Genomic DNA, 24507 nt, shown 5'->3' with positions numbered 1-24507 from the left:
TGCTTGCGTTACCTAAGAGGTAGCAGCGTTACCCAAGAAGACCAGAGGGTTCAGGCATTTTTCTGGGCCACTTTCTCAAAAATCTCCTCTAAAACGGGTACCATCTGCAGGCGGTCAAACTTTGAACGGGCTTCCTGGGCAGCTCTTTCGCGCATCCCTGCCAGCTCCGGCTCGTTTCCTAGGGTTTTTTTCAAAGAATGGGCCAAAGCAGAGGCATCGCCGGCGGGCACATACCAACCGCAGCCATGCGTCTCCACCAGGTTCTTCGTCCAGCCGGCGTTCGTGACTACTACCGGAGTACCCATGGCCAGGCTATCAAATAGCTTTCCGGGGGAATTGGCTTTCAGCACAGGTAAGTCAATAAATGACACCACAGACACAGACGCCAGGGAGAAAAGCGCCAGCACGTCAGGGCGCGGCAACGGCGGAAGCAGCCTGATATTCTTCTGCCGTTTAGCGGCTTCTTCCAGCAAAGGAGCCTCAAAACCCTGGCCCGTGAAGACAAAGCAAATCTGCTCCTGGTCTTGCAGCAACGCCGCCGCTTTCAACAACATGGGCATATCATTCGCCCGGCCATAGGTACCGGCATACAGCACCACCTGTTTCCCCTGAAGGCCCAGTTTTTCCCGAAGCGCTTCCTGCTGCCGCAAGGGCATGGAAGCCGTGGGGATCTCCGTGCCGTTCTCCAGGGTGGTGATTTTCTGGGGTGCAATGCCCTTTTCCAGAATGTATTGCTCCATGTCAGTAGACAGCGGAATAATGTGCGCAGCTTGCCGGTACAACGACTGCTCCAGGCTGTACAACTGGCGTTGCGCGAAAGCTGAAGGCACCGCGCCCATCTGGATGGGGAAAGACGGCCAAAGATCCTGCACCTCAAACACCCAGGGCACTCTTCTGATCTTCGCCACCTGCGCGGCGGCCCAGGCCGTAGTCAAGGGCGTAGAAACGCCCCAAATCACATCTGGCTTAGGCATTTTCAGGCCTTTCACCAAAGCATGCGTAGCGAACGAGCCAAACGCCCGCAGTCGCTGCACCACGCCCATGGAATTGGAATAGGGCGCCTTAATGGAGATAAGTTCCACCCCCGGCGGCACCCAGTCATATAATTGCGTAAGGCGCTTGCTTTCCCAGGCATTGGAGGTAATCAGCGTAATCTTATGCCGTTTCACCAGTTCTGCCATGAACGTGTAATGCCGGCACGTGGCGGGGCAGTCTGGGTTGTGGTGGTACTGGTGAAACAGCGCAATGTGCATGCCTTAGCGAAAACGAAGGGAAACGTTTAGGGGCTGCTTTGGTGAAAACAGCCCCTAAACCAAAAGGGTTACTTTTTCTGCGGCTTGTACTTAGACCTGTCCAGGATCTTGCGGGCGTCTTTTTCCTCCATGAGCTGCTGCAGGGTCACCTCTGGGTTGTTCTCCATGTAGGAGCGTACAATCTGCCAGCCCACCCAGGTCCCCACCCGGCCAGGGCAACGCGCACTGATCTCAGGCACGTTGGGCCGCTCGCCAATGTATTTCCTGATGATGAACTGGCTGGTTTCATAGAGCAGGCCTTTCTCAATGAAATGGGCCCAGATCTTCCCCTCGTTGTGTTTCACATCGGCCAGCTCCTGGCCAGAGTACCAGATAATCAAGGAGTCTGGGGTACAGGGTAGCATTTTCTGGGTGAAATAGTAAGACTTGCCGTAATCTATCATCTCATCCAGCATGTGCTTGTTCACGAAGTCGGTCTTGTTGAACTTGTTGGAAACCAGCAGCATGACAGACGGCACCAGGTTCTCTTTCTCATAGCGTTCCAGAATGTACTGGGGCGCCTGGGGCCGGAAAGCAGCCTTCTTGCCTATAAAGAAGTCCAACCCCAGCACAATCAAGCTGTCGCTCACCAGCAGGTCGCGGCTCAGGCCTGAGATAAAGGTCTGCACCTGCGGAATATGGAACGAAGGATAATAATGCTTGACGAATTTCAGGCCGGTCTCCAGTTCCTGCTCCACGTCTTTCAAGTCACCGAACTGCTCCTTGCTTTGGCGCGCCAGTTTATGGATGCTGGTGTCGGTGGCCAGGCGCAGCAGGTTCTGGGCCATATGGTCTAGGGAGGGGTAGCGGTCACGCAACAGGTACTTGTCGCGCAACATAGGGTGCTGCTGCAGGAAAGCCTGCATTTCTGGAAGGGTCTTTATCTGGAAGAACTGGTCTTCCAGGCGGTCTATTTTCACGTCTACCGGAAGACTGGCTACCTCATCTGGAATTTCACATGTTTCTTTTTTTGTACAACCAATACACAACAACACAGTAAACAGCAGCAATAAGTAGGCTCGCATCCTTTTCTTCCTTTATCTTTAAGCAAATTTAACGTACTAAATCTTAATACCCTCTTACCTCATGAAGATGATTCGTTTTACACCCTTGGTCTTAGTCTTGGCCGCCCTTCTGTTCTGCTCTCAGAAAGCAACTGCACAAATAGAGATCGGGGTGAAAGTATCGCCCTCCATCAACTCTACCCGCACCATTGCCAAAGACCAGTACAACTTCAAGAACAAAGGCGCCGACGCCGGATTTGGCATGGGCATCATTGCTGATTATTTCTTTGGGGCGAATTACGCCTTCAGCTCTGGCCTTATCTATAACGGCAAGGGGGGCGAGGTAGCATATGACTACACTATTCCTACTGCCGGTGGCACAGGAACCACGCAGATGAAAGGCTCAGATGACATCAGCCTCCAGTACCTGGAGATCCCGGTTTCTTTGAAGCTTTTCACCAATGAGGTAGCCCCAGACACCCGCCTGTATTTCCAGGCCGGGGGCTCTTTGAACACCATGCTGGCCGCCAAGGTGAACGACAAGAAAGTGGACAGCGAAGGAGACAAATTCACCAAACGGTTCAACACCTTTGAGGTTGGGGCCGTGTTGGGCGCCGGGGCAGAATGGGCCCTAGGGGAAAGCACCAAGCTGTTTGGCGGACTCTCTTACCACCGCGGACTTACTGACGTGGACGACGACCACTACTCCGGTATCTTCAATGACAACAAGGTAGAACTGAAAAGCAGCTCGTTCGCCCTTGACTTCGGGATCAAGTTCTAGCCCTGTTTCAGGCCCGTTTCTTTGGAACAAGGCCTGAAACCCAAAACCCATTCCACGAAAAAGCCCCCGTTGTTTCACAACGGGGGCTTTTCTTTTATATCGCTGGCAATGGAAACGGTTTACTCTGTTTCTACTGCGCGGTCTTGTAACCCATTTACTTCAGTATACGCTGATTTCAGCTCAATTTCGTCGCCGTGTTCATCCATCACTTTGAATTCTGTGAGGGCGAGCGCCGTATCTTTCATCACGTTCACCCGCTTGAAGTGCTTCAGGAACCATCTCCGCTGTTTGGAGAGGATACCTTTGGTGTAGTACGCGTGCAAGAACGGATGCACGTACAGGGTAATGTTCTTTTGATTCTGGCGCGTGAGCAGATCTTCAATGGTCTGATCTATCTCATCGGTTACCAGAATGCTGGCGGATATCTTGCCGCTGCCTCCGCAGGTAGGGCATACCTCACCGGTTACAATGTTCTGCTCAGGCCGTACGCGCTGGCGGGTGATCTGCATGAGGCCGAACTTGGAGATGGGCAACACCGTGTACTTAGACCGGTCTTTCTTCATTTCCTCCTTCACCACATCCTGCACTCGTTGCCGGTTTTCGGCAGACTTCATGTCAATGAAATCTACTACAATGATTCCGCCCAGGTCCCGGAGGCGCAGCTGACGCGCTACCTCTTTTGCCGCGGTTAGATTCACATTCAGCGCGGTGGCTTCCTGGTCCGTTTCGGAGTTGGATTTGTTCCCGCTGTTCACATCTACCACGTGCAGGGCCTCTGTGTGTTCAATCACCAGGTACCCCCCGCCGGGGATGCTCACTGTCTTCCCAAAAAGGGATTTCAGCTGCTTTTCAATGTTAAAGTGTTCAAAGGTCTTCACCTTGCCCGAGTAATGCTTCAGGATCTTCAGCTTGTCTGGGGCAATGGTCTCAATGTAAGTTTTGATCTCGTCATACAACTTGGCGTCATCCACCACGATGTTGTCAAAACTTTCATTTAAAATGTCTCTCAACATGGAGGAGGAGCGTCCTAGCTCCCCAATCACTTTGTCACGCTCCTTAGCGGTGCGTAACGTAGCAATGCCTTCTTCCCAGGTAGTCAGCATGGTGCGCAGGTCTTTGTCTAACTCCGCCACTTCGCGGCCTTCGGCCACGGTACGGATGATCACGCCAAAGTTCTCCGGTTTAATGGAAGAAATAAGGCGTTTCAGACGTGTGCGTTCCTCTTTGCTCACGATCTTCTTTGACACGCTTACCGTGTTAGAGAAGGGCACAAGCACCAGGTACCGGCCGGCCAGGGAAATCTCACAAGAAAGCCGGGGCCCCTTGGTAGATATTGGCTCTTTTACAATCTGGACCAAGATCTGCTGCCCTTTTTTCAGGACATCTGCCATCTTGCCCAGCTTGTCTATTTCGGGCTCAAACTTCACAGGGGTCAGCTGGGCAGAAGTATTCTTCTGGGTCTGCACCGTCTTCACGTATTTATTGAGAGTCTTGATGTTCTCTCCTAAATCATGGTAGTGCAGGAACGCGTCTTTGGTGTAGCCAATGTCAATGAACGCAGCGTTCAGACCCGGCATCACTTTCTTCACGGTTCCCAGGAAAATGTCTCCTACGGAGTAGTTCGTATCATTCCGGTCGAAGTGATACTCTACTAGTCGCTTGTCCTGCAGAAGGGCTATTCGTTCTCCATCTTGAGTAGAATTAATGATTAATTCGTTACTCAATGTATTAGATGTTAGGTGGAAGAATATACCAAAGCCCAGCATTACCTAAGGTGGTAATGTGGGCTTTCAGAATCAAAGGCTAGGCCTTATTTTTTCTTATGTCTATTCTTACGAAGACGCTTCTTTCTTTTGTGAGTAGCGATCTTATGTCTTTTTCTTTTCTTACCGCAAGGCATAGTATGGTTTTTTTATAAGTGAAAAATGTTTTGACTCTGTTTTAATTGGCGCTTTTCAGCTTTTCCAGGTAACTGTCAACGGAGGCCTGCACTTCTGGGTTTTTGCTGATCTCTTTCACTTTCATGAAAGATTTCTGGGCCTCCACCTTCTTGCCTGTCTCTGCTAACGCCACCCCCAGGTAAAAGGTGCCTTCTATGTGATTAGGGTTCACCGCCAGCAACTCCCTGAAACGGTCTACCGCCTTCTCATACTGAGTTGACTGGATAGACAGCAGCCCCATGTTGAACAAGGCCTTCTCGTTTTTAGGGTCAGCGGCAATTACTTCGCGTAGCAAGGTAACACCCTTCATAGGCGTGCTGCTGGAGATATAGGTCATAGCCAGGTTGGTCTTGGCCTCCAGGTTGGTGGGGTTATTCTTCAGCACTTGCTCATAAAGCCCCTGTGCCTTGGCCCCCAGTTCCTGTGAACGTTCCTGGGTAGCGGCAAAGGTGAATGCCTCAAAATACTCATCCGCCGCCTTCTGGAAGCTTTTCTCGCCTGGTCTCACCTGGGCTACCTGCTCATAGAAATAACCGGCGCTGTCATGCTTGGCAATAGCCGCGTATTTCACGGCCAGCTCTTCTGCCAACTTGCTTTTGCCCTGTCCAGCCCCTGCCTGGTTGAACTTGATGCGCAAATCAGCGATCTCCTTCAATTGGGCGGGCGTAGCCATTACGTGGGCATCTGCGGGAGCAGCCGGTTTTGTCTCTGTCGCATGATCTTCATGGCCCTCATGGTTGGGGTCATGGTCAGGCTGGGCGGCAGGGGCAGCGGCTCCGTTAGCGGCAAACTCGCCTTTCTTGTCTTTGTTGATAATGACTTTCGGCAACAACGCCATCAAAACAGCCAGCACCACGGCAGAAAGAATGAGGGCTACACGACCTTTTGACATACGCTTGAACTCCGGAAATTCTTATGAAACAAATGATTAAGGCTGCAAAGGTACTAAGAAACTACCGGTTCTTTGATCTTTTTGCTGTTTTTGATCTTCGCAACAAAGGTTTTTGACGGCTTAAAGGAAGGGATGAAGTGCTCGTCAATGATGATAGAGGTGTTTTTAGAAATATTGCGGGCTACTTTCTTCGCGCGCTTCTTGTTCACAAAGCTTCCAAAGCCACGCACGTAAATGTTATTACCATCGGCCATGGAATCTTTCACCACTTTGAAGAACGCTTCTACTGTGGCCGCAACATCAGATTTTTCAATCCCTGTCTTATCCGCAATTTCTGATATAACTTCTGCTTTAGTCACTTGTTTAAACTTTAAAGGTAATTAAGTAAAGATGAATATGTTTGTACAAACGTTTACTGCCGGTTGCAGCACCCTGAAATCGGGGCACAAAGGTAGCCGGCCTTTTCACAAAATAAAACTATTTCTGCAAAAATCTGCTGGCCTTCGCATTGCCTACCAGCAGCATACCAATATGTTAAAGCCTTTCCATGGCCACTTCCACCCCCACGTTCTTCAGTAATGCCCTTCTTGCCTGGTACCAACGCCACCGCCGCCCGCTGCCCTGGCGTGACACTACAGACCCCTATGCCATCTGGCTTTCAGAGATAATCCTGCAGCAAACGCGGGTGCGTCAGGGACTTCCATATTACCTGAAGTTCCTGGAGCGGTTCCCTACGGTACACGACTTAGCAAACGCACCGGAAGATGAAGTATTGCGCCTATGGCAAGGCTTGGGGTATTACTCGCGGGCCCGTAACCTGCATTTCACGGCCAAACAGGTAGTAACTGACTTCAACGGGGAGTTTCCGGGGAATTATGCGGGTCTGCTGCAACTGCAGGGCGTTGGCTCCTATACCGCCGCGGCTATTGCTTCCTTTGCCTACCGTGAACCCGTGGCGGTGCTGGACGGAAACGTGTACCGGGTGCTGGCCCGGGTGTTTGGGCGCCACGAGAACATCGCCGCCCCGGCCAGCAAGAAGGTGTTTGAGGAACTAGCCAATAGCCAGATCCCCACGGACCACCCAGACACCTTCAACCAGGCCATCATGGAATTTGGGGCAATCCAGTGCACCCCGGTGGCGCCAGACTGCCTGTTCTGCCCGTTGCAGCAGGAGTGTTTCGCGTTTCAGCACGGGCTGGTGAATGTGTTGCCGGTGAAAGAGAAAGCCAAAAGCAGCCGCCAGCGCTTTCTCCACTACCTGGTGCTGCAGCACGATGACAAAATTTATCTTAAAAAGCGACCCGGTAACGATATCTGGCAAGGGCTCTATGACTTTTTCACGGTAGAAACAGACACGCTGCACCCAGACCCGGACGTTTTTCAGGACCAGGTGGCCACCGCCCTTGGGGTACCGCCTATCCCGCTCCACAGCACCGGGAAGGTGTACAAGCACGTCTTAAGCCACCAGAAAATTTCCGCCCAATTTTATCTGATTTCGCTTCCTATCCGTTTAAGGAAAGAAACAGAAGAATCTATTGGCTTGCAGCTATATTCTATTTCTGAAATAGAAGAACTTCCTAAGCCGATTTTGATCCATTCATTTTTAAATGAGTATTTTTTTTAATATTTTTATAAGCTAAAGCAAATCCAACCCTACAGATTTTAATCTATGGCGAGTATTAATAAAGTTATCCTAATTGGCAACCTTGGCAAAGACCCAGAGGTGCGGCACTTAGAAGGCGGCGTGGCGGTGGCCCGTTTCCCGTTGGCTACGTCAGAGACGTTCAAAGACAAGAACGGCGAACGTCAGGAACGCACCGAGTGGCACAACATTGTGGTCTGGCGGGGGCTGGCAGAGGTGGCTGAGAAATACGTCAAAAAAGGCCAGTCTGTGTATATTGAAGGCAGAATCAGAACCAACAGCTACCAAGACAAAGACGGTGTGCAACGCTATAGCACCGAGATTGTGGCGGACAACATGACCATGTTGGGTGGCCGTCCTGAGGGCGGTGCCCAGGCGGGCAGTGGCAATTACGGCAACGAGGCTTCTTCTGGTAGCGCCAGCAACAGCAATGCCGCCGCCAGCCAAAGCAAAGGCGGTGCGGCTAAGCCGGTTGCCTATGAAGAAGAGCCCGACGATCTGCCCTTCTAACTTATTGTTGAACCAAACTTCACGTTTTGGAAAGTATACCATCATTAGGAGAGCCCTCCAGTTGGGGCTCTCTCTTAACTTTATCCCTTTCAACTGGCCCTGAGGCATCTTGGGTTCTGCCCACTGCCTTATTTGTGCTGCTCTTTGGCGGCATCCTGCTCCTAGCAGCGGCGCTGGCCGCTTTTCAACAGGTATTAGGCAACAGCACCTACCCCACCACTTCCAGACAGAGAACCCCATTGCCCCCGCTTTCTATCTTTGAAAGCCCAGAGAAGATGGTAATTGGTGGTGCCTTTCTGGCGGCCACCCTCCAGGTGCTGCTGGGCCTTACCGGCTTCTGGCTACTGGACCGGCTTGTTCCACCCACCGCTTCCTTCTGGGCCATCACCATTGCCTACACTTTAGGCGTGACCACGCTATTGCTGGTGCTGCGCCTGGGCCTCATTCAGTGGGCAAGGCGCAAACAGGAGAAAACAACCTCTCTCGTGCTGCTGCCCGTGCTGCACCTGACCCAGGCGCTTGCCCGGCCGTTTGTGGCTTTGATCTTGCCGGTACAGCACCTGGTGGGCCGCACCCGGGTAGCGTTTGGCGCTCCCTCGGCCTCAGAGGAACTGTCCCATTCGCTGGACCAGGCTCCTTTGGAGCCCGCCTCTCCCCAGGAAAAAGGGCTGCTGAAGGCCATTGTAAACTTCAGTTCCATCACGGTCAAGCAAATCATGCGGGCGCGGGCAGACATCATCGGGCTGCACCGCCGCATGCCGTTCCCGGCCCTGCTCAAGCAGATCCACCAGGGGGGCTACTCCCGCATACCGGTCTACACCCAGGGCCTTGACAAGATAGACGGGGTCTTATACGTGAAAGACCTGCTGCCTTACCTGAACGCCCCCGCCGACTTTGTCTGGCAAAACCTGATCAGAACCCCGTACTTTGTACCGGAAACGAAGAAGATAGATGAGCTGCTGCGCGAGTTCCAGGAGCGGCGGGTACACATGGCCATAGTAGTGAACGAATACGGTGACACCACCGGGCTTATCACTTTAGAAGACGTGATTGAGGAGATAGTAGGGGAAATCCATGATGAGCTGGACGAAGAAGAAGACCACTACTATACGCAGCTGGACGAGAACACGTTCCTGTTTGAAGGCCGCACCTCTCTGCATGACTTCTGCAAGGTGGTAGACCCGCCGGCTGAGCTGCTCAAGGAAATAAGAGGCGAGGTGGAGTCGGTGGCTGGTTTGATGCTCCGGCTGTTCGCTCGCATCCCGCTTCCGGGCGAAGAAATACAGCTAGGTCCTTACCACTTCCGGATAGAGGCCGCTGACAGTAAGAAAATAAAGCAAGTACGGGTGCACGAGGCAGTGCCCCACTCCCATAATGAAAAAGAATAATCCCTTGTTGGTCACCGCCTTTCTGTGTGGTTTCCTGTTTTTGATTGGCTGCACGGAAGACTATACCCCTAAACCCAAAGGCTATAACCGCATTGACCTGCCAGAGGCGAAATATGTGCAACTGCAGGAGCGGCACCCATATACGTTTGAGCACTCTGTGTACGCCAAGATACTGAAAGACTCTTCGCGCATAGCCGAACCGCACTGGATAGACATCTATTACCCCCGGTTCAAAGCCAACATCCAGCTCACGTACAAGAACTTCAACCAGGACCCCAAGATGTTCAATGACCTGGTAGAGGATGCCCGCAAACTGACCTCCCGGCACCAGATCAAGGCCTACGCCATTGAGGAAAGCCAGATCAAGACGCCCACCGGCATCACCGCCAGCGTGTTTGAACTGGAGGGCGAAGTACCCAGCCAGTTCCAGTTCTACCTCACTGACAGTTCCAGGCATTTCTTTAGGGGAGCCCTTTACTTCAGAACGGCCACCTCTAATGATTCCCTGGCCCCGGTGATTGAATACCTGAAGAAAGATGCGGTGCACCTTCTCAACACCCTGCACTGGACCCAGCAGGTAAAGTAGAAGCCGTTCTGGGACTACTTTTCTCAAACCAGACTGAAAAAGCCGGCTAGCCCCCTGCAGGGTTAGCCGGCTTTTTTATGTCCCTGCCGCCGGTCCTGCACCTAGTGGTTTGACGCCAACCAAGTCTGCCCTACCATAACCCCTTTCCCTTAGATGGCTACTTCAAGGTTGTTGTTTCAGGTCTTACTTTTAAAATCCACGCCCCAAACGCCCCAGCCAATACCCATACTTAAACTAACCAGCCTTGAACCAGTTATCTGTGGCCCCTATCGTAAAACGTTCTTTACAGGTCAAAACGAGCCTTGGAAAAGTCCTTTACCCTGCCGGCAGGGTATACCCGAGCAACATGATGAACGGCCAAACTCAACCTCCCCGGCATCATTATGGCTAGTCTCAAAAATGCGTTGGCCCCGGTACAGGGAATACTTTGGGCGTATCAAGACAGGTAAGCCAAAGGGTAAACTAGGAAAACTCCGACCAGAGAAAAGGACACCTCGTGGCTGGACCTCCACCCATGGCTCACGTACATTTGAAAGCAGGCATACACAGAACACCTACCCACCAACCATGTACCAGCTACTACGGGACTATCTAACGGCCAGGACCACCATAGACGAAGCCACCCTGGCGTTCATCTGTTCCCATTTCAGCCCCCTGAAAACCAAGCGGAACCAATTCCTGCTCCAGTACGGGCAAACGTGCCAGCACTATTATTTCGTCAACAAAGGCTGCATCAGGATGTACACCATCAACAAAGAAGGGCTGGAGACTTCGCGGTTCTTCGCTTTTGAAGGAGGCTTTGGCACCGCTTTGCCCAGCTTCATTGAGCATACCCCCGCCTTTGAGTACATGCAGACCATTGAGAAATCTGACCTGCTGCAAATCTCCCGGGCAGACTTTTACCAATTGGTAGACACCATTCCCCAGTTCGCGTTCATCTACCGGCAGATCCTGGAACTGGGCTTTATCACGGCGCAGAAACGGATCTACGGCTTTCAGGGCTTTGATGCCCTGGAGAAGATTCAGTGGGTGATACAACATCAACCTGATTTCCTGCTGCGGGTTTCCAACAAGATAGCGGCCTCTTATCTGGGGCTCTCCCCTTCTACCCTGAGCCGGTTAAAAGCCAAGCTCTGAAAATGTTGCCCTGGGGCAATGTTTCCGGTTTGTACTTCGGGTAGCTTTACACCAATAAAGTACCATGAGATACAGCTTCTTCGTCCTCCTTTTCTTTCCCCTTTTCACCTTCGCCCAAGGCACCTCTCCCAAGGGTACCTCCCGCCACCCGGTTCCCGTAGCGGAAGCCAAGGCACCTCTCGTATCTGAGGCCCACCAACTCACCCTTTCCGCCGCCCTTGACATGCTGGGCCGCGCCCAGGCGAAAGCGGCTTCTACGCAGAAGGTGGTATCAGTGGCGGTGGTGGATGCCTCCGGCGAAGTCCTTCTGCTCACGCGCGGCGATGGCGTGGGTCCTCATAACACTGAAGCCGCCCGCCGGAAAGCCTATACCGCCCTTTCCACCAAAACGGCTACGCTCACCCTGGGCCGAAACGCCAAAACCAACCCCGACACGGAGAACCTGGCCCATTTACCGGAGTTGCTGCTGCTAGGCGGCGGCATTCCGCTGTGGCATGAGGGCAAAGTCATTGGCGGCCTGGGCATTGCCGGCGGCGGCGGACCTGAGCAAGACGACGCCATTGCCAGAGCAGCCCTCTTGCCCGAAGCAAACACCACCACCCGTTAACCATAAAAACCAACATATGAAAAGCATTTTCTTTAGTCTTCTGTTCTGCGCTATTACCACCTTCGGGTTCGCGCAAACCCCCACCCACCAGTTGTCTAGCCACATCCTGGACATTTCTACCGGCCAACCGGCTCCGGGCGTGAAGGTCAACCTGGAGAAGCTTAATGAAAAGACCAAAGCCTGGACGGCGGTTGACTCCAAGACCACTGATGAGAATGGCCGCATCAAAGATTTCCTGGACTACAAGAAGTCTGAGAAAGGTATATACCGGCTCACGTTTCTCACGGCAGACTACTTCAAAAGCAAAAAGACCGAAAGCTTCTATCCGTTTATAGAGGTGGTTTTCCAAATCAAGGACCAAAACCATTACCACGTGCCCATCACGCTTTCGCCCTTCGGCTACTCCACGTACCGGGGAAATTAAGCAGAGTTTTTAAACAAAGTAGGGCGGCAATTGCGCCGCCCTACTTTGCGTTGCAGGGGTTTTAACTACGCCTCGCGCGCCTTCCCTGGCTGCCAGTAGCTTGTGTCTAGTTTTGAGGCTTCTTTTAGGGAAACAGGGTGAAACCGTGGGATAAGCCTAAGAAGCATTGCCCCAAAAAATCTTGTTTCTTTCAAGGCCCCTAGCGCCGCAGGAAACCTACCCTTGTCTTCCTGATCTGCCGCTCCGCTTTGGTCCTAAGCTGCTCGTGGTGCAGGAACCAACCGCCCAGGGCACCAATCATGCTTCCAATGAAAATATCCAGCATGCGGGCCAGGATCAAGGCGTTAGGTAGGGCAGTCATGGCGCTTCCCGCCTCGGCCAGTAAGATAGTGAGGGGCGTGATGAAGACGACAGCCAGCCCGTAGTTGCGCACCACCAGAATCTCAATGATGAACTGCAACAGCATAATGCTCAGGCATACACGCAAAGGCGTCAGGTTCAGCAACAGCAATCCCCAGGCTAGCCCCATGCCCAGAAACGTACCCAGAATGCGGTGGAAGCTCCGTTGCCAGACATGCTGCAGGCTCACGCCCTGCATGACGGCGGCGCAGGAAATAGGAATCCAGTACGGGTTGTCTACCGGCAACAGATGCCCCACCAGCAAGGAGCCTCCCACAAACACCCCAATAATAACGGCCTCAAACAAACTGGTGTACGTGTTCTTCCTGACGATTATTGGCCGGCGGGGCGGGTGCTTGCGGGTGATGTACAGGCTGTAGAAAAACGCCAGCCCGCAGGCCAGCATAGTCCCCAAGCCCACAAAACCAACCCGACTGGGAATGGTCTCCAGCTCAAAAGGCATACAACTGGCAATGGTGGCCACCATAATGAAAAAGAAGTTTCCGGGTGGCCGAAGCGAAAAGAAGTTCACCACCCAATGCACCGTGAGCGCGAACAGCCCCAGCACCACGGAAGACAGAACCGGATGGAAACTAAAGCTGATGCCCACGGTGAAGGAAACCATAAACCCAAAGGAGCACACCAACAAGGTGACCATGCGGTGCGCCACTGAGGTAAGGGGCAGATACAAGATCACCAGCCCCCCGGTGCAGGCCAAAATACCGTACGGAAGAGCGTCAAAATAATACCCCACCAATAGCGGAATGCCCACGCAGAGCGCAGCCAATAGGGCAATATGCCACAGGCGCTGCGTTTCCTTCAGCTCTACCAGAGATCTCAGTTCGCGGCGTACCCACCCAGAAGACGTGTTTTCCATTGTATCTTTTGCCTTTGCCCCTAATGAAACTGTGGCGACGGCAGGCGCTTTCCTTTTAACACGCCCACCCGCCTTTCTCCTTCCTTTAAACGCAACCGTTGCCCCTATGGCTTGGCCCAAGCTTTCGGCTTCTTTTCGCAAAAATACCCCAAAAACAACGTCTACCCCTTACTGAACCACCTAGTAACCGATAGAGGATTATTCGCACGGTGCCTTCTCCTGGTTCTTTCTCTCCAGGCATGAACCATTCAACCTTCTTCGTTTAGGGGTTCTTTTGCAGAAAACCGCCCTTAAATCGCCTCGCAGCCAGATAAAGAAAATGCCCAGCACCTACTTCCTGCCTGCTTTCCCTAAAACGCCTTTGAAACTGAATGGCTGGGCGGTTGGTCTGCCTGCTTTCTTTTCTGTAATTTTACAGGGCGGCTTGGCTGGCGTTTCTGGGCCTGTTTCCAGAAAACAAGCTTAAAAACAGAGTTGCTTCCCCAATAGGTGTCATCCGGCTTTTTCCATACCAAGATTGAATTCCTGAAAGGGGTGGGGCCCCAGCGCGCCGGTCTGCTGCAGACGGAGCTGGGCATCTTCACCTACGGCGACCTGATCCAGCACTACCCCTTCCGGTACATGGACCGTACCCAGTTCCACGCCATCGCAGACCTCACCGAGGACATGCAGTACGTGCAGATCAAGGGCCGCATCATGGACAAGAACCTCATAGGCGAAGGCCGGAAGCAGCGCCTTTCCGTGGTGATCCGCGATGCCTCCGGCGAATTGGAACTGGTATGGTTCAAGGGCGTGAAATGGCTCAACGTGCAACTGAAGGTAAATCAGGAGTACATCGCCTTCGGGAAGCCCAGCCTGTTCAACGGCAAATTCAACATGGCGCACCCAGAGTTGGAAGAAGCCACCGAGGTAAAACAAGGCCAGAGCTTTCTGCAGCCGGTCTACCATACCTCTGAGAAACTCAAGAACCACCGCGTAGATAGCAAAGCCATCAGCAAGATGATGGCCGACCTGCTCAAGCAAGCGCCTACGCACCTGTCAGAGACCCTGACCCCAGACCTGGTTGACCATTACCGCATGGTGTCTAAGCGCGAGGCCATGCTGCAGGTGCACTTCCCCAGTAACTGGGACACCCTGCAGGCGGCCCGTTTCCGACTCAAGTTTGAGGAATTGTTCTACACCCAGCTCAAGCTGCTACGCACCCGCACCAAACGCAAAGCCGAACTGGCCGGGCAGGTCTTCTCCAAAACCCCTACCCTCACGGATTTCTACAAGAACCACCTGCCCTTTGACCTCACCGGGGCCCAAAAGCGCGTGGTGCGCGAGATCTACCAGGATGTGACCAGCGGCCAACAGATGAACCGCCTCCTGCAGGGCGACGTGGGCAGCGGCAAGACCATTGTGGCGTTCGTGACCATGCTCCTGGCCACCGACAACGGGGCCCAGGCCTGCATCATGGCCCCCACGGAGATCCTGGCCGACCAGCATTACCAGGGCCTGAAACAGTTCGCTGACAAGCTGGGCATCTTGCTGGGCAAACTCACCGGCTCCACTAAAAAGGCAGACCGGCGGGTATTACATGAGCAATTGCGCAGTGGCGAGATGAAGATGATTGTGGGCACCCACGCCCTGCTGGAAGACGAGGTGCAGTTCCAGAACCTGGGCCTCTGCATTGTGGACGAACAGCACCGTTTTGGCGTGGCCCAGCGCTCTAAGCTCTGGCAGAAGAACCCACGTATCATTCCGCACGTGCTGGTCATGACGGCCACGCCAATACCCCGCACGCTGGCCATGACCCTTTATGGTGATCTGGAGGTTTCGGTGATTGATGAGTTACCCGCCGGCCGGAAAGAGATTGTGACCGTGCACCGCTATGACAGCAACCGCCTGAAAGTCTTCGGGTTCATACGGGAGCAGATCAAGCTGGGCCGGCAGATCTACATTGTGTACCCGCTCATTGAGGAATCTGAAGGTCTGGACTACAAAGACCTCATGGATGGCTACGAGAGCGTGACCCGTGCTTTTCCTGAGTACCGGGTGAGCATGGTACACGGCAAGATGAAGCCCAAAGACAAGGATTTTGAGATGCAGCGCTTCGTGAAACACGAGACGCACATCATGGTGGCCACCACCGTGATTGAGGTGGGAGTGAACGTACCTAACGCCAGCGTGATGGTGATTGAGAACTCAGAACGGTTTGGGTTGGCCCAGCTGCACCAGTTGCGCGGCCGCGTGGGCCGGGGTGCAGAGCAGAGCTACTGTATTCTCATGACGGGCTACAAACTCAGCAAAGAAGGCAAGACCCGGATTGAGACCATGGTGCGCACCAACAACGGCTTTGAGATCGCTGACATTGACTTGAAGCTGCGGGGTCCGGGAGATTTGATGGGCACCCAACAGAGCGGGGTGTTGGATCTGTTGATCGCTGATCTGGCCAAAGACGCCAAGATCCTGAAAGAGAGCCGCCATGCGGCCCTGGAGATAATAGAAAAAGACCCGGACTTAAGTCTTCCGGAACATGCCAACCTATTGCGGCACATCCGGTCACTGAGCCACAACGCCGTGAACTGGAGCAGGATCAGCTAGACCTGAGTCTGAATCTTTTAACAGGTATGCTCTTAGGAGCGATTAATTGAAAGAGTAAGTAAAGGTTTCTTCAGAGGTAACTTTTTTAGTGGTAGGTACTAAGTAATTTTTGGTCTGAGAATTGGAGGGGTACCTCTCCTGGTTATTTAAAGAATAAGCGTCTTCTGTTTTGATCTGGCTGTTTGTTCCTACTTCTGAAGAAGTGTCTTCTTTCAAAAACTTCCCTACTAAGATAATCCCCACTAAGACCAACACCTTAAAAATAAATTTCATAAACAAACTAATTAAATGTGATTTAGGCTTTCTCAAGCAATTTACGTCAAGCAACAAGTAACAATCATCACCATAAGGTTAAGCTTCTATTAAAAAATTACAACTTGGCCTTCTAGTGTCCTACTTCTGTATCAGCTTATCACTATTTTGACAAGCTTTGGTGTGTACGAACTAACTAACCTTAGGTTCGGATGAATTCGCTAAAGTTTTCCACAACTTGAAAGTTCCACGTATTCCTATATTTTAATATTAGATTTAAATAGTTTTGTCTGTCTGTTTATCTCTTTTTCAAGCGGGTGCAAAGTTAAGGAATAATTTGACAATTACATTTTTCCAATAAAAATTTAACTATAAATTAATATCCTTTTTATAAAGGGAAATATCAATAGTGCCCTTCCACACGTTTAGAGGGTATATTTGCCAGAATCCAACGTTTTTATTTATGCGTAATCGCTACCAGTTACACTTTTTGGTTATTTTATTTGGCGTCTTTGCTAGCCTTTATCAGGCCCAGGCGCAGAAGATAAAGTCTGCGGCTTTTACGTACGCCCCTGAGGCAGCCGGAGACCAATACAACCAGCGCATCCCCAAAAAAGCGTTTTCCGTCAGCCCCACTGACTTTGTGATCCTTAGCCGGAAATCGGACAATTCCTATGCGGTGGAACGCTACGGCGAGGACCTCAAAGCCCGTTGGTCTACCAAAGTGAACCTGTTGGGCCAGGAAACGGTAGAGGCTTTCTCGCAGAACCAGCAAACGGTGATGCTCATCACGCACCGCGTCATGGCAGACCAAGGCAGCCAGGCCCTGTATGGCCGGTTGTTTGACGTGGCCTCAGGCAAAGAGCTGAAACAGACCAAACTGGTTGAGGCCCCTAGCCGCAGCCGGCGCCCGGCCGTGGCAGTTTCCGCAGATGGGTCCAAGATCGTGGCTTACCACGCCATCACCAGAAACGAGGAACTCAAGTCTATGCAGGCCACGGTCTATGATGCCTCTCTGGCCAAGATCAAAGACCGCACCTATGACTTTGCCGGTGCCGGAACCCAGGTAAGCGCCCAGGTACAGGTAGACAACCACGGAAACCAGTTCGTGAGTGTTCTCACCAACAACTCCATGCGCCTGAGCGTGCGTCGCTACAACAACCGCGACAATGAGATCAAGGTGATGGAGGTCATGCTGGGCGGCGTTTTTAACGGTGAGAAGATGTACGTGCTGGACACCCACTTCCAGCTGCACCAGGATAGCAGCCTCTATGCCGCCGTGCTGGTGGCCGAGGAAAAATCAGGCGACTACCGCAGCCTTAAGATGGTGCGGTTTGACTATGCGGCCGGCAACATGCGCTTTGCCGAAGAGTTCCAGTTCACCCCCGCGTTTACGGCCCAGTTAGCCAAAGCCACCGGAGAAGCCCGCCTGCAAGACATCTACCTCTCAGACATCCTTATCAGTTCAGAGGGACAGACGCTGGTAATGGCAGAGAAGAAATATACGGAAGGCGGTGAGAACAGCGATTACCACGCAAAGGAAATCCTGCTGTTCGCCTATAATGAGTACCTGCAACCTACCTGGAACTCGGTCATCATCAAAAACCAGGTAGCTCCCTCCACGGAGGGGTTCGCGGGTATTTCCTACAGTGCCCATCTGGTGGGGAACCGGCTCCAGCTGCTTACCCTGGAAACCCTCAAAGGCAAGACAGACCTCTATACCCGCTCCATCCATTTGGTGACCGGGGCGGCTGAACCTCCCAAGGCGGTAGGCCTGAACGTAGCCAATGACAAGCAAGTGGCCTTCGTGAAAGACTTCACCACCTGGTTAGACGAGCGTACCATCACGGCCGTAAACCGCCCGTCCAAAGCTTCTGCGGGCTTACGGCTGAGCCGCATCACCTTCAAAAACTAAACTGCCTTTAGGCTCTCTTTTTAGAAAAACAACCCCTAAGCACAACCTCTGACCTCTGTAGACGAGGATACACCTTACCAGATGCAAGACCTTGATTTCCCAGTGAACTTCACATTTGAGAAATTCACCTTTGCTAACCGACTACAGGTAACAGATGTCAAGGGACAAGCCATCTACTTTGTGAAGCAGGTTCATGAAGATGAGTTTTCTGAATCAAGCCTTCTGAATATAGATCCATTTATAGATGAGGTGAAGATTTTCAGAGATTCATCTGCAGCAGAAGCCCTTTACATCATGAAAGCCGTGCCGTGGAAAGATTTCACCGCCTCTTTTGGGTTTATGGACAAAGATGGGCAAGTGCTAGGGTATGTAGCCCGCTCCACCTGGGTGCCTGAGTTGGCTGCGCACTATCATATTTTTGACAAGCACCTGCAAAAGGTGTTCATCGTTAGAGAAGGGCTGGCTATGTGAGGTTCAACGACACCCTCTTAAGCAAAATCCCTCTCTTAGGACTATTTACGGGCTACTTTTTCAATCCTTCGTACCACGTGATCCGGCCTGATAGTACACAAGTAGCCTTACTTCAAAAGCAAAAGTCCTCTCTGTCACGCAAATTCTCCGTTTATAGAGGAAACCCTTTCACCTCCAGTGAGAAAGAACAAATCCTTTTGAGTTTACTGTTGATCACTATCCAGGAAAGGCGGCGTGGGTAATCATAAGAAACCTTCCTAAAACAGAACGGCTCCCTGATATCAGGGAGCCGTTCTGTTTTAGGAAGTAAGTAAAGAGATTACCGCAACCTCACTCCCATTCTACTTACTGCGGCACCGTAAAGCTGAGCGTTGCTCTGGCAGGGTATTGCTCCAGCCCTTGGTTGGTTACCCGCGCCTGAATGGTGAAGGTACTACCGCGGGCAATGGTAGTAGGCACCTGGTACGTGAAGAGCAGAGAATCAGTACGCGTGACCTTGCTGTAGGCCGGTGTATAAGGGCTTTCCCCTATCTTGGTTTCCTGGGTTCCTCTGATCATAAAAAACTGGATGTCTTTGATCTGACCCTCTGACCAATACCGCAGGTCCATGGTGAGGTTGGTGCCCGGCGGCACAGCGGTGGAAGCCGGGGTAACCAGCCGGAAGGCGGCAATCTTGGGTACATACCCCAAATCTTCCTTGATGATCTCTTCCAGATCCTCGGTAGGGTCTTTGTCACAGGAGCTGAAGGTAAACACCACGGCCAGTAAAAACAAAGAGAGAAGGTTGAATAGGCTTTTCATATAAAGGCTGTTTTTATTGGAATAACCACAAAGGAGTTGTTTGGGTAACGCCCGAAGGCAGGCAGGTATTCACGCCTGGCTCTTCATCTGCCAGATTAGACCGCTGTACCCAGGGATTGCCAGGCAACTGGTTGATCACCGGCTTTTCCAGTCTGGGGTACACTGTTTGGGAATACTGGTACCGGCGCATATCGGTCCAGGTCTCTATCTGCATGTAAAGGGCCAGGTACTTCTGCAGCATGATGTCCTGTAAGGTCAAGGTAGCCGGCGTAAGCGCCACCGCTGGGTTGGCCAGGTAAGCGCTCATCTGAGCCACCGGCACCCCTACTTTGGCCATGCTGGCCTCAATGCCCCGCAGGTAAGCGGCATGAGCCCCCGCCCGGTTCGTAGTGAACAACGCTTCGGCAATGATAAACTGGGTCTCCGCGTACGTGATGAACAGGATAGGCGCAATAGCCCGGGTATGCCAGGAGGTAGACGTCATGTTCACGTTTACGGTGGGTTGATCCCCCACCAGCCTACCCGGGGTAAGGCCAATATCGGTGGTTTGGTTGGGAGTGGTACGGGTCATGTAGATGGGCAAACGTGGGTCTGCCACTCCTTGGAACCGGCCTCCCCTGCCACTCAGCAGATCTACCACATAGGAGCTGGGCTGCATGGGCTTAGCCCCGGGACTGCCCAGAAAGCCAAACCAAGGGTTAGCGTTCTGCATCTCAAAGCTCAATTGCAGATCATCTGCTATGGACCCAAAAGAAGCGGCGGCCTCCTGGGCTGCGGTAGCCAGAAGCGCAGGGTCTTTCTCGCTCAAATGCAGGAAATACCGGGCCCTGATGGCTCTCACGGCCTTGGTCCACTGGGTTAAGACACCACCGTAAATCAAGTCATTCTGTACGTTGCGTAAATCTTGCCTAGCAGGCAAAGGACGGGCTAAATCTGCCAGAGCTTCGTCTAGTAGCTTGATGATGTGTACCCGGTACAGATCTTCCATCTTGTCATAGCAAGGGTAGAGGTTCGCCGTGCCTTGGTTGGCCTGGGAGTAGGGCGCATCGCCGTAAATGTCTGTGACGGTCATCAGGTTCAGGGCCAGCAGGGTTTTGGCAATGCCTGAATAATTGTACGCCCCTACTTCCCCGGCCCGGTTGATCATATCCTGCAACGTAGGAAAGGCGTCTGTGTAGAACGGGTTCCAGAGCTGGTCAAACCCATAGGGCGTGAACTGACCAATGGCCTGGCCAGTCAGATACTGCGGGTATTGCACCCCGTACTGCGCCGCCCCGTATTGGGTGTTCGCCGTGAACCGTTGGGCAGAGGGAAGCAAGGTGGGCAAGGTCGCCTCCTCCGGACTCACCCTGCCTGGGTCAGAATTCACGTCAAGCAGGTCGCCGCAAGCCCCCAAGAAGAGCGTGCCCAAGGCTATGGCTGTACTGTATAGTAGCTTTCTCATACGGTTAAAAAGTGAAGTTAAGACCAAAATACACGCTTCTGGTGGCCGGGATGTTGGTTCCTACATACCCAAAAACATTACTGCCCGGTCCGTAAGCACTCTGCTCTGGGTCAAACCCTATGAAAGGGGAGGTCATCCACAGGTTATTGCCGGTCACGGAGGCGGTCACGTTGGTGAAAGGCGTTTTGCCCAGCAAGGTCTTGGGCAGGCTGTAGCTCAGGCTCACGTTCTGCAGGCGCAGCACGCTGGCATCCTGGAAACCGTTGAACTCTTTCGCCAAACGGTACCGGAATGCCTGGCTGTAGAAAGTAGCCACATCCAGCACTACAGGGGTAGTGTTCTCTACCCATACCGGCGCCTCTATGGTACCCGTGTTCGTGACGCCATCAAAGATGACCAGGCGGTTGCGCAGGTCGGTTTCTGCCCCGGTAGGCGCCTCGCCCCCGCTAGACCCGTAGCGCATGCGGCGGTTAATGTCAAACGCCTCACCTCCCTTGCGGAAGTTGAACAGGAAACTGAAGGAGAAATTTTTGAAGCTGAAGCTGTTGTTCCAGCCGCCCTCATAGTCTGGGAAGGCGTTGCCAATGTAGGTATCCTGGGCCAGCGGGGTGCCTTTCCAGTTGTTGTTCACATCTGGGTAGCCGTTCAGGATCACCAGGCGCCCGTCGGCCGGATTACCGGGAGAATTCACGCGGCTCAGTTCCCAACCGTACCAGTCACCGGGTCGGCCGCCGGTCTGTATGCGTTGTTTCACCCACGGCGACTCTGGCTGGAAGGTGATCACATCTACTCCCTCGGGCATGCTTAACACCTCCCCGCGCAGGCGGGTAAAGTTGAAGATACTGTTCCATTTGAAGTTCTCAGACCTCAAGACTTCGGCATCCAGAATCAGCTCCAGCACCCGGTTCTGGATTTCACCGGCATTAGTCACAAAGGTGGTGAAACCCGTAGGTCTGCTGGTTGGCACGGGAACAATCTGGTCCACGGAGTTCTGGATGGCATAAGTCGCGTCTAGTTTCAGGCGGCTACCCAGGAAACCCAGTTCCACCCCCATCTCTATGCCTTTGGTGCGCTCTGGCCGCAGGGTTTCAGAACCTATGACTTCGCTTCTCCTAATGCCGGCCACGCCCAGGAACGGGGCCTGGGTGGTATAGTAGTTCCCCAGCAGGTAAGGTGCGGCATCTTTCCCCACCTCAGCGTAAGAAGCCCGCAGTTTCCCGTAATTGAAAATCTGGTTCTGCGACAGCCCCAAAGTCTCCGTGAAGATGTAGGCCAAGCTTACCGATGGGTAAAAGAACGACCGGTTATTTTCCGGCAAGGTGGAAGACCAGTCGTTACGGCCGGTCACGTTGAGGAACACCGTTTCCCTGAAATTCAGCTTGGCGTCAGCAAACACCCCTATGATGTTGCGTTCCGTAGGAAAAGAGCGCACGGTATATTGCCCCAGGTTGTTCACGCTGTTGAAATCAGGCAGAATGAAGTTGGTACCAGACCCTATGATGTCGGTGCTATTGATCATGGTCACCTGGTTGCCCACAGAAAAAGTAAGCCCAAAGTCCTCACTAAGTTGCCGGTCTCCGGTTAACAACAGGTTGCTGTTGATCTCCTGGTAGGTCAGGTTCTGCTCTGAGATACTGCCCCGGCTGCCAGCGGCAATCAACACCGTGGGCCGCGTGATGATCCGGCGCTGGTTGCTGTAGTAGTCAATGCCCGCCCTGTAATCCAAAGAAAGCCAGTCAGTGAATTTATAGTTCAGCCCCATGTTTCCTATGACCCGGTTCAGGTCTTCCTCCTGGTAGGCATTCTCCGCGAAGAACAGCGGGTTGTCCAGCTGTGTGGCATACCGTAGCTGGGTACCGTCTGGGTTTAGGTAGTTGCGCATGTCTACATCTGGCGCGTACCGCGAGGCGTAGGAGATCACGCCAGACCCACCTACCCCGCTACGCGGATTGAGGCCGTTGGAGTTGATGTAATTGGCGGAGCCGTCTAACTTCAACCGGTCAGAGGTTTTGAGCGAACCCGTGATTTTGACAGTGGTACGGTCAAAATCAGAATTGGGCACTACCCCGGTCTGGTCTAACCGGCCCAAGGAACCGTAGAAGGTGGCCTGTTCTGTTCCCCCTGAAAAAGAGAAATTATTCTGGTACTGGTGCCCGGTCCTGAACACCTGGTCCCATTGGTCATAGATGGGTTCCCCCGCCGGAATGGGAGGACCATCTGCGCGGTAATCTGTGGGGTTGTAGATGCCGTTGAAGCCCCGGCCGTACCGGGTCTGCATGGGAGGCGTGCGGTAAACATCATCTATACTAGCCGAGGTACGGAAGTTGAACGTAGTCTTTCCCGACTGCCCCGACTTGGTGGTGATGATCACGGCGCCGTTGGAAGCCCTGAGGCCATACAATGCTGACGCCGCCGGGCCCTTCAACACGGAGATGGAGGCAATGTCATCTGGGTTGATGTCGGCGAAGCGGTTGGTGTTGGTGAAGATGTCACCGGCCCGGCCCCCGGTCAGGTCGGTTCCAGAGCGGTTGCCGGTTAAATCCGTTTGGTTGCTGATGGGAATGCCGTCTACCACAAAAAGGGGCTGGTTATTGGCATTAGGGTTCAGGGAGTTGATCCCGCGGATCACAATGGTGGCACCGGCGCCCGGGGCCCCGCCTGCACTCTGGATGCTGACACCCGCTACCCGCCCCCGCAGCGCATTCAAGGCATTGGGCTGGTTCGTTTCCTGGATCAACTCAGCATCTACCTGCTGCACCGCGTACGTGAGCGACTTGCTTTCCTGTTCCCGCCCAAACGAGGTCACCACTACCTCGGCTAAGGCGCGGGCATCTTCCCGCAGGCTTATGTTGATGGTCTGCTGGTTGCCCACGGGCACCTCGCGGGTCTCATACCCTATAAAAGAGAAAACCAGCACCGAACTGGGGCTGGCAACCGAGATGGAGAAGCGTCCATCAGCGCCGGTGGCTACCCCGTTGGTGGGGTTGCCCTTCTCCAGAACAGTCACGCCAGCCAGTCCTTCGGATGAATTCCCCGAGGTGACTTGCCCTGTGATTCTGGTCTGGCCATAAGAACAGAAACTCCCCATGACCAGGAGTAAGATGAATAGAAATTTTGTCATAGTACAAGCGTTTAAGTAAGGCCAAAAAAGAACGATTGAGTATCAAAGACACCAGCGGTATCTAGGATATATTAGGTACCTAAGGTATAGATTGATTATGTAAAAAGAAACAGGAATCATCTAAATTAGACGGCCCTGTTCCTCCTCATTTTCCTCCGTTAAAATACCACTAAACCACCCTTGCCAAGTTCTTCGTTTTTGCCCTGTTTCCCGGGAAATACCCCTGAAACAGCGGCGGGTGCTTTATGCTAAAGGCTAGCTAATGTTTACTTGATTTCACTTCGCCTGCCTAGACATTTCCCTCCTTCTGGCCTGCCCCCTGACAAGTCAAATTCCAATGCACTAAGTTGCTTCTTTTTAACCCAGGCTGGTAGGCTGAGAAGCAGCAGAAAACCAGAAACCTTTGTCTGGAGGCAACGAGGAGGATGCTCAGGAATT

The 24507-nt window shown here is 52.8% G+C and carries 20 protein-coding genes; 11 read left to right on the top strand and 9 right to left on the bottom strand.

Annotated elements, in window-relative coordinates; all coding sequences use genetic code 11:
- Positions 1 to 50 precede the first annotated feature (50 nt).
- Both FOE74_RS18865 and gldB read right to left on the bottom strand, forming a co-directional pair.
- Positions 51 to 1253 carry a glycosyltransferase family 4 protein gene (locus FOE74_RS18865; RefSeq protein WP_149100183.1) on the bottom strand — a complete coding sequence of 401 codons (1203 nt, stop codon included), beginning with the start codon at positions 1251 to 1253 and terminating at the stop codon, positions 51 to 53.
- Positions 1254 to 1321: 68 nt separating this feature from the next.
- Entirely contained in the window at positions 1322 to 2317 is a 996-nt protein-coding gene (gene gldB, locus FOE74_RS18860; protein WP_225840890.1) for a gliding motility lipoprotein GldB, read from the bottom strand.
- Between the two features lie 67 nt (positions 2318 to 2384).
- Between gldB and FOE74_RS18855 the strand changes: the two genes are divergently transcribed.
- Entirely contained in the window at positions 2385 to 3077 is a 693-nt protein-coding gene (locus FOE74_RS18855) for a porin family protein (protein WP_225840889.1), read from the top strand.
- A 119-nt stretch (positions 3078 to 3196) separates the two neighbouring features.
- Here FOE74_RS18855 and FOE74_RS18850 read toward each other — a convergent pair whose 3' ends face one another.
- From FOE74_RS18850 to FOE74_RS18840, 3 genes are all read right to left on the bottom strand, one after another.
- Positions 3197 to 4801 carry an Rne/Rng family ribonuclease gene (locus tag FOE74_RS18850; RefSeq protein WP_149100181.1) on the bottom strand — a complete coding sequence of 535 codons (1605 nt, stop codon included), beginning with the start codon at positions 4799 to 4801 and terminating at the stop codon, positions 3197 to 3199.
- A gap of 217 nt (positions 4802 to 5018) precedes the next feature.
- Positions 5019 to 5909 carry a tetratricopeptide repeat protein gene (locus tag FOE74_RS18845; protein ID WP_225840888.1) on the bottom strand — a complete coding sequence of 297 codons (891 nt, stop codon included), beginning with the start codon at positions 5907 to 5909 and terminating at the stop codon, positions 5019 to 5021.
- A gap of 53 nt (positions 5910 to 5962) precedes the next feature.
- The gene (locus FOE74_RS18840) at positions 5963 to 6268 is read right to left on the bottom strand and encodes an HU family DNA-binding protein (RefSeq protein ID WP_149090371.1); all 306 of its coding nucleotides are present in this window, start codon (positions 6266 to 6268) and stop codon (positions 5963 to 5965) included.
- A gap of 188 nt (positions 6269 to 6456) precedes the next feature.
- Between FOE74_RS18840 and mutY the strand changes: the two genes are divergently transcribed.
- The 7 genes from mutY (at position 6457) to uraH (ending at position 12203) form a co-directional block, all read left to right on the top strand.
- On the top strand, positions 6457 to 7533 hold the full coding sequence (gene mutY, locus FOE74_RS18835; protein ID WP_149100180.1) for an A/G-specific adenine glycosylase: 1077 nt from the start codon (positions 6457 to 6459) through the stop codon (positions 7531 to 7533).
- A gap of 45 nt (positions 7534 to 7578) precedes the next feature.
- Positions 7579 to 8061: a single-stranded DNA-binding protein gene (locus tag FOE74_RS18830; RefSeq protein WP_149100179.1), complete on the top strand. Its 483-nt coding sequence runs from the start codon at positions 7579 to 7581 to the stop codon at positions 8059 to 8061.
- A gap of 26 nt (positions 8062 to 8087) precedes the next feature.
- Positions 8088 to 9449 (top strand): transporter associated domain-containing protein, encoded by a 1362-nt coding sequence (locus FOE74_RS18825; protein WP_225840887.1) that lies wholly within the window; start codon positions 8088 to 8090, stop codon positions 9447 to 9449.
- Positions 9436 to 10035 carry a gliding motility lipoprotein GldD gene (gene gldD, locus FOE74_RS18820; protein WP_149100178.1) on the top strand — a complete coding sequence of 200 codons (600 nt, stop codon included), beginning with the start codon at positions 9436 to 9438 and terminating at the stop codon, positions 10033 to 10035. Before FOE74_RS18825 ends, gldD begins: the two co-directional genes overlap by 14 nt.
- Before the next feature lie 567 nt (positions 10036 to 10602).
- The gene (locus tag FOE74_RS18815; RefSeq protein ID WP_149100177.1) at positions 10603 to 11172 is read left to right on the top strand and encodes a Crp/Fnr family transcriptional regulator; all 570 of its coding nucleotides are present in this window, start codon (positions 10603 to 10605) and stop codon (positions 11170 to 11172) included.
- Between the two features lie 64 nt (positions 11173 to 11236).
- Entirely contained in the window at positions 11237 to 11779 is a 543-nt protein-coding gene (locus FOE74_RS18810; RefSeq protein ID WP_149100176.1) for a heme-binding protein, read from the top strand.
- 16 nt (positions 11780 to 11795) lie between these two features.
- On the top strand, positions 11796 to 12203 hold the full coding sequence (uraH, locus tag FOE74_RS18805) for a hydroxyisourate hydrolase (protein ID WP_149100175.1): 408 nt from the start codon (positions 11796 to 11798) through the stop codon (positions 12201 to 12203).
- Between the two features lie 199 nt (positions 12204 to 12402).
- Here uraH and FOE74_RS18800 read toward each other — a convergent pair whose 3' ends face one another.
- Positions 12403 to 13479, bottom strand: coding sequence for an FUSC family protein (locus FOE74_RS18800; protein ID WP_149100174.1), 1077 nt, complete (start codon positions 13477 to 13479; stop codon positions 12403 to 12405).
- Between the two features lie 489 nt (positions 13480 to 13968).
- Here FOE74_RS18800 and recG point away from each other — a divergent pair, with 489 nt between their 5' ends.
- From recG to FOE74_RS18780, 3 genes are all read left to right on the top strand, one after another.
- A complete protein-coding gene (gene recG, locus FOE74_RS18795; protein WP_149100173.1) occupies positions 13969 to 16065 on the top strand; it encodes an ATP-dependent DNA helicase RecG in 2097 nt (698 codons plus the stop codon).
- Positions 16066 to 16780: 715 nt separating this feature from the next.
- Positions 16781 to 18232, top strand: a complete 1452-nt coding sequence (locus FOE74_RS18785; RefSeq protein ID WP_149100171.1) for a hypothetical protein — start codon at positions 16781 to 16783, stop codon at positions 18230 to 18232.
- An 81-nt stretch (positions 18233 to 18313) separates the two neighbouring features.
- On the top strand, positions 18314 to 18703 hold the full coding sequence (locus FOE74_RS18780) for a hypothetical protein (RefSeq protein ID WP_149100170.1): 390 nt from the start codon (positions 18314 to 18316) through the stop codon (positions 18701 to 18703).
- Positions 18704 to 19048: 345 nt separating this feature from the next.
- Here the strand turns inward: FOE74_RS18780 and FOE74_RS18775 are convergent, their stop codons facing one another.
- The 3 genes from FOE74_RS18775 to FOE74_RS18765 are packed head-to-tail and all read right to left on the bottom strand — an operon-like array spanning position 19049 to position 24069.
- A complete protein-coding gene (locus FOE74_RS18775; RefSeq protein WP_149100169.1) occupies positions 19049 to 19504 on the bottom strand; it encodes a hypothetical protein in 456 nt (151 codons plus the stop codon).
- A gap of 13 nt (positions 19505 to 19517) precedes the next feature.
- Complete coding sequence (locus FOE74_RS18770; protein WP_149100168.1) at positions 19518 to 20948, bottom strand: SusD/RagB family nutrient-binding outer membrane lipoprotein; 1431 nt, start codon at positions 20946 to 20948, stop codon at positions 19518 to 19520.
- 4 nt (positions 20949 to 20952) lie between these two features.
- Entirely contained in the window at positions 20953 to 24069 is a 3117-nt protein-coding gene (locus FOE74_RS18765) for a SusC/RagA family TonB-linked outer membrane protein (RefSeq protein WP_149100167.1), read from the bottom strand.
- Positions 24070 to 24507: the final 438 nt, after the last annotated feature.

Origin of the sequence: Rufibacter glacialis, assembly GCF_008271745.1 — a bacterium.
GTDB classification, from domain to species: domain Bacteria; phylum Bacteroidota; class Bacteroidia; order Cytophagales; family Hymenobacteraceae; genus Nibribacter; species Nibribacter glacialis.
Note: the sequence above shows the minus strand (reverse complement) of the source record. Positions and strands in the feature narration are given on the sequence as shown.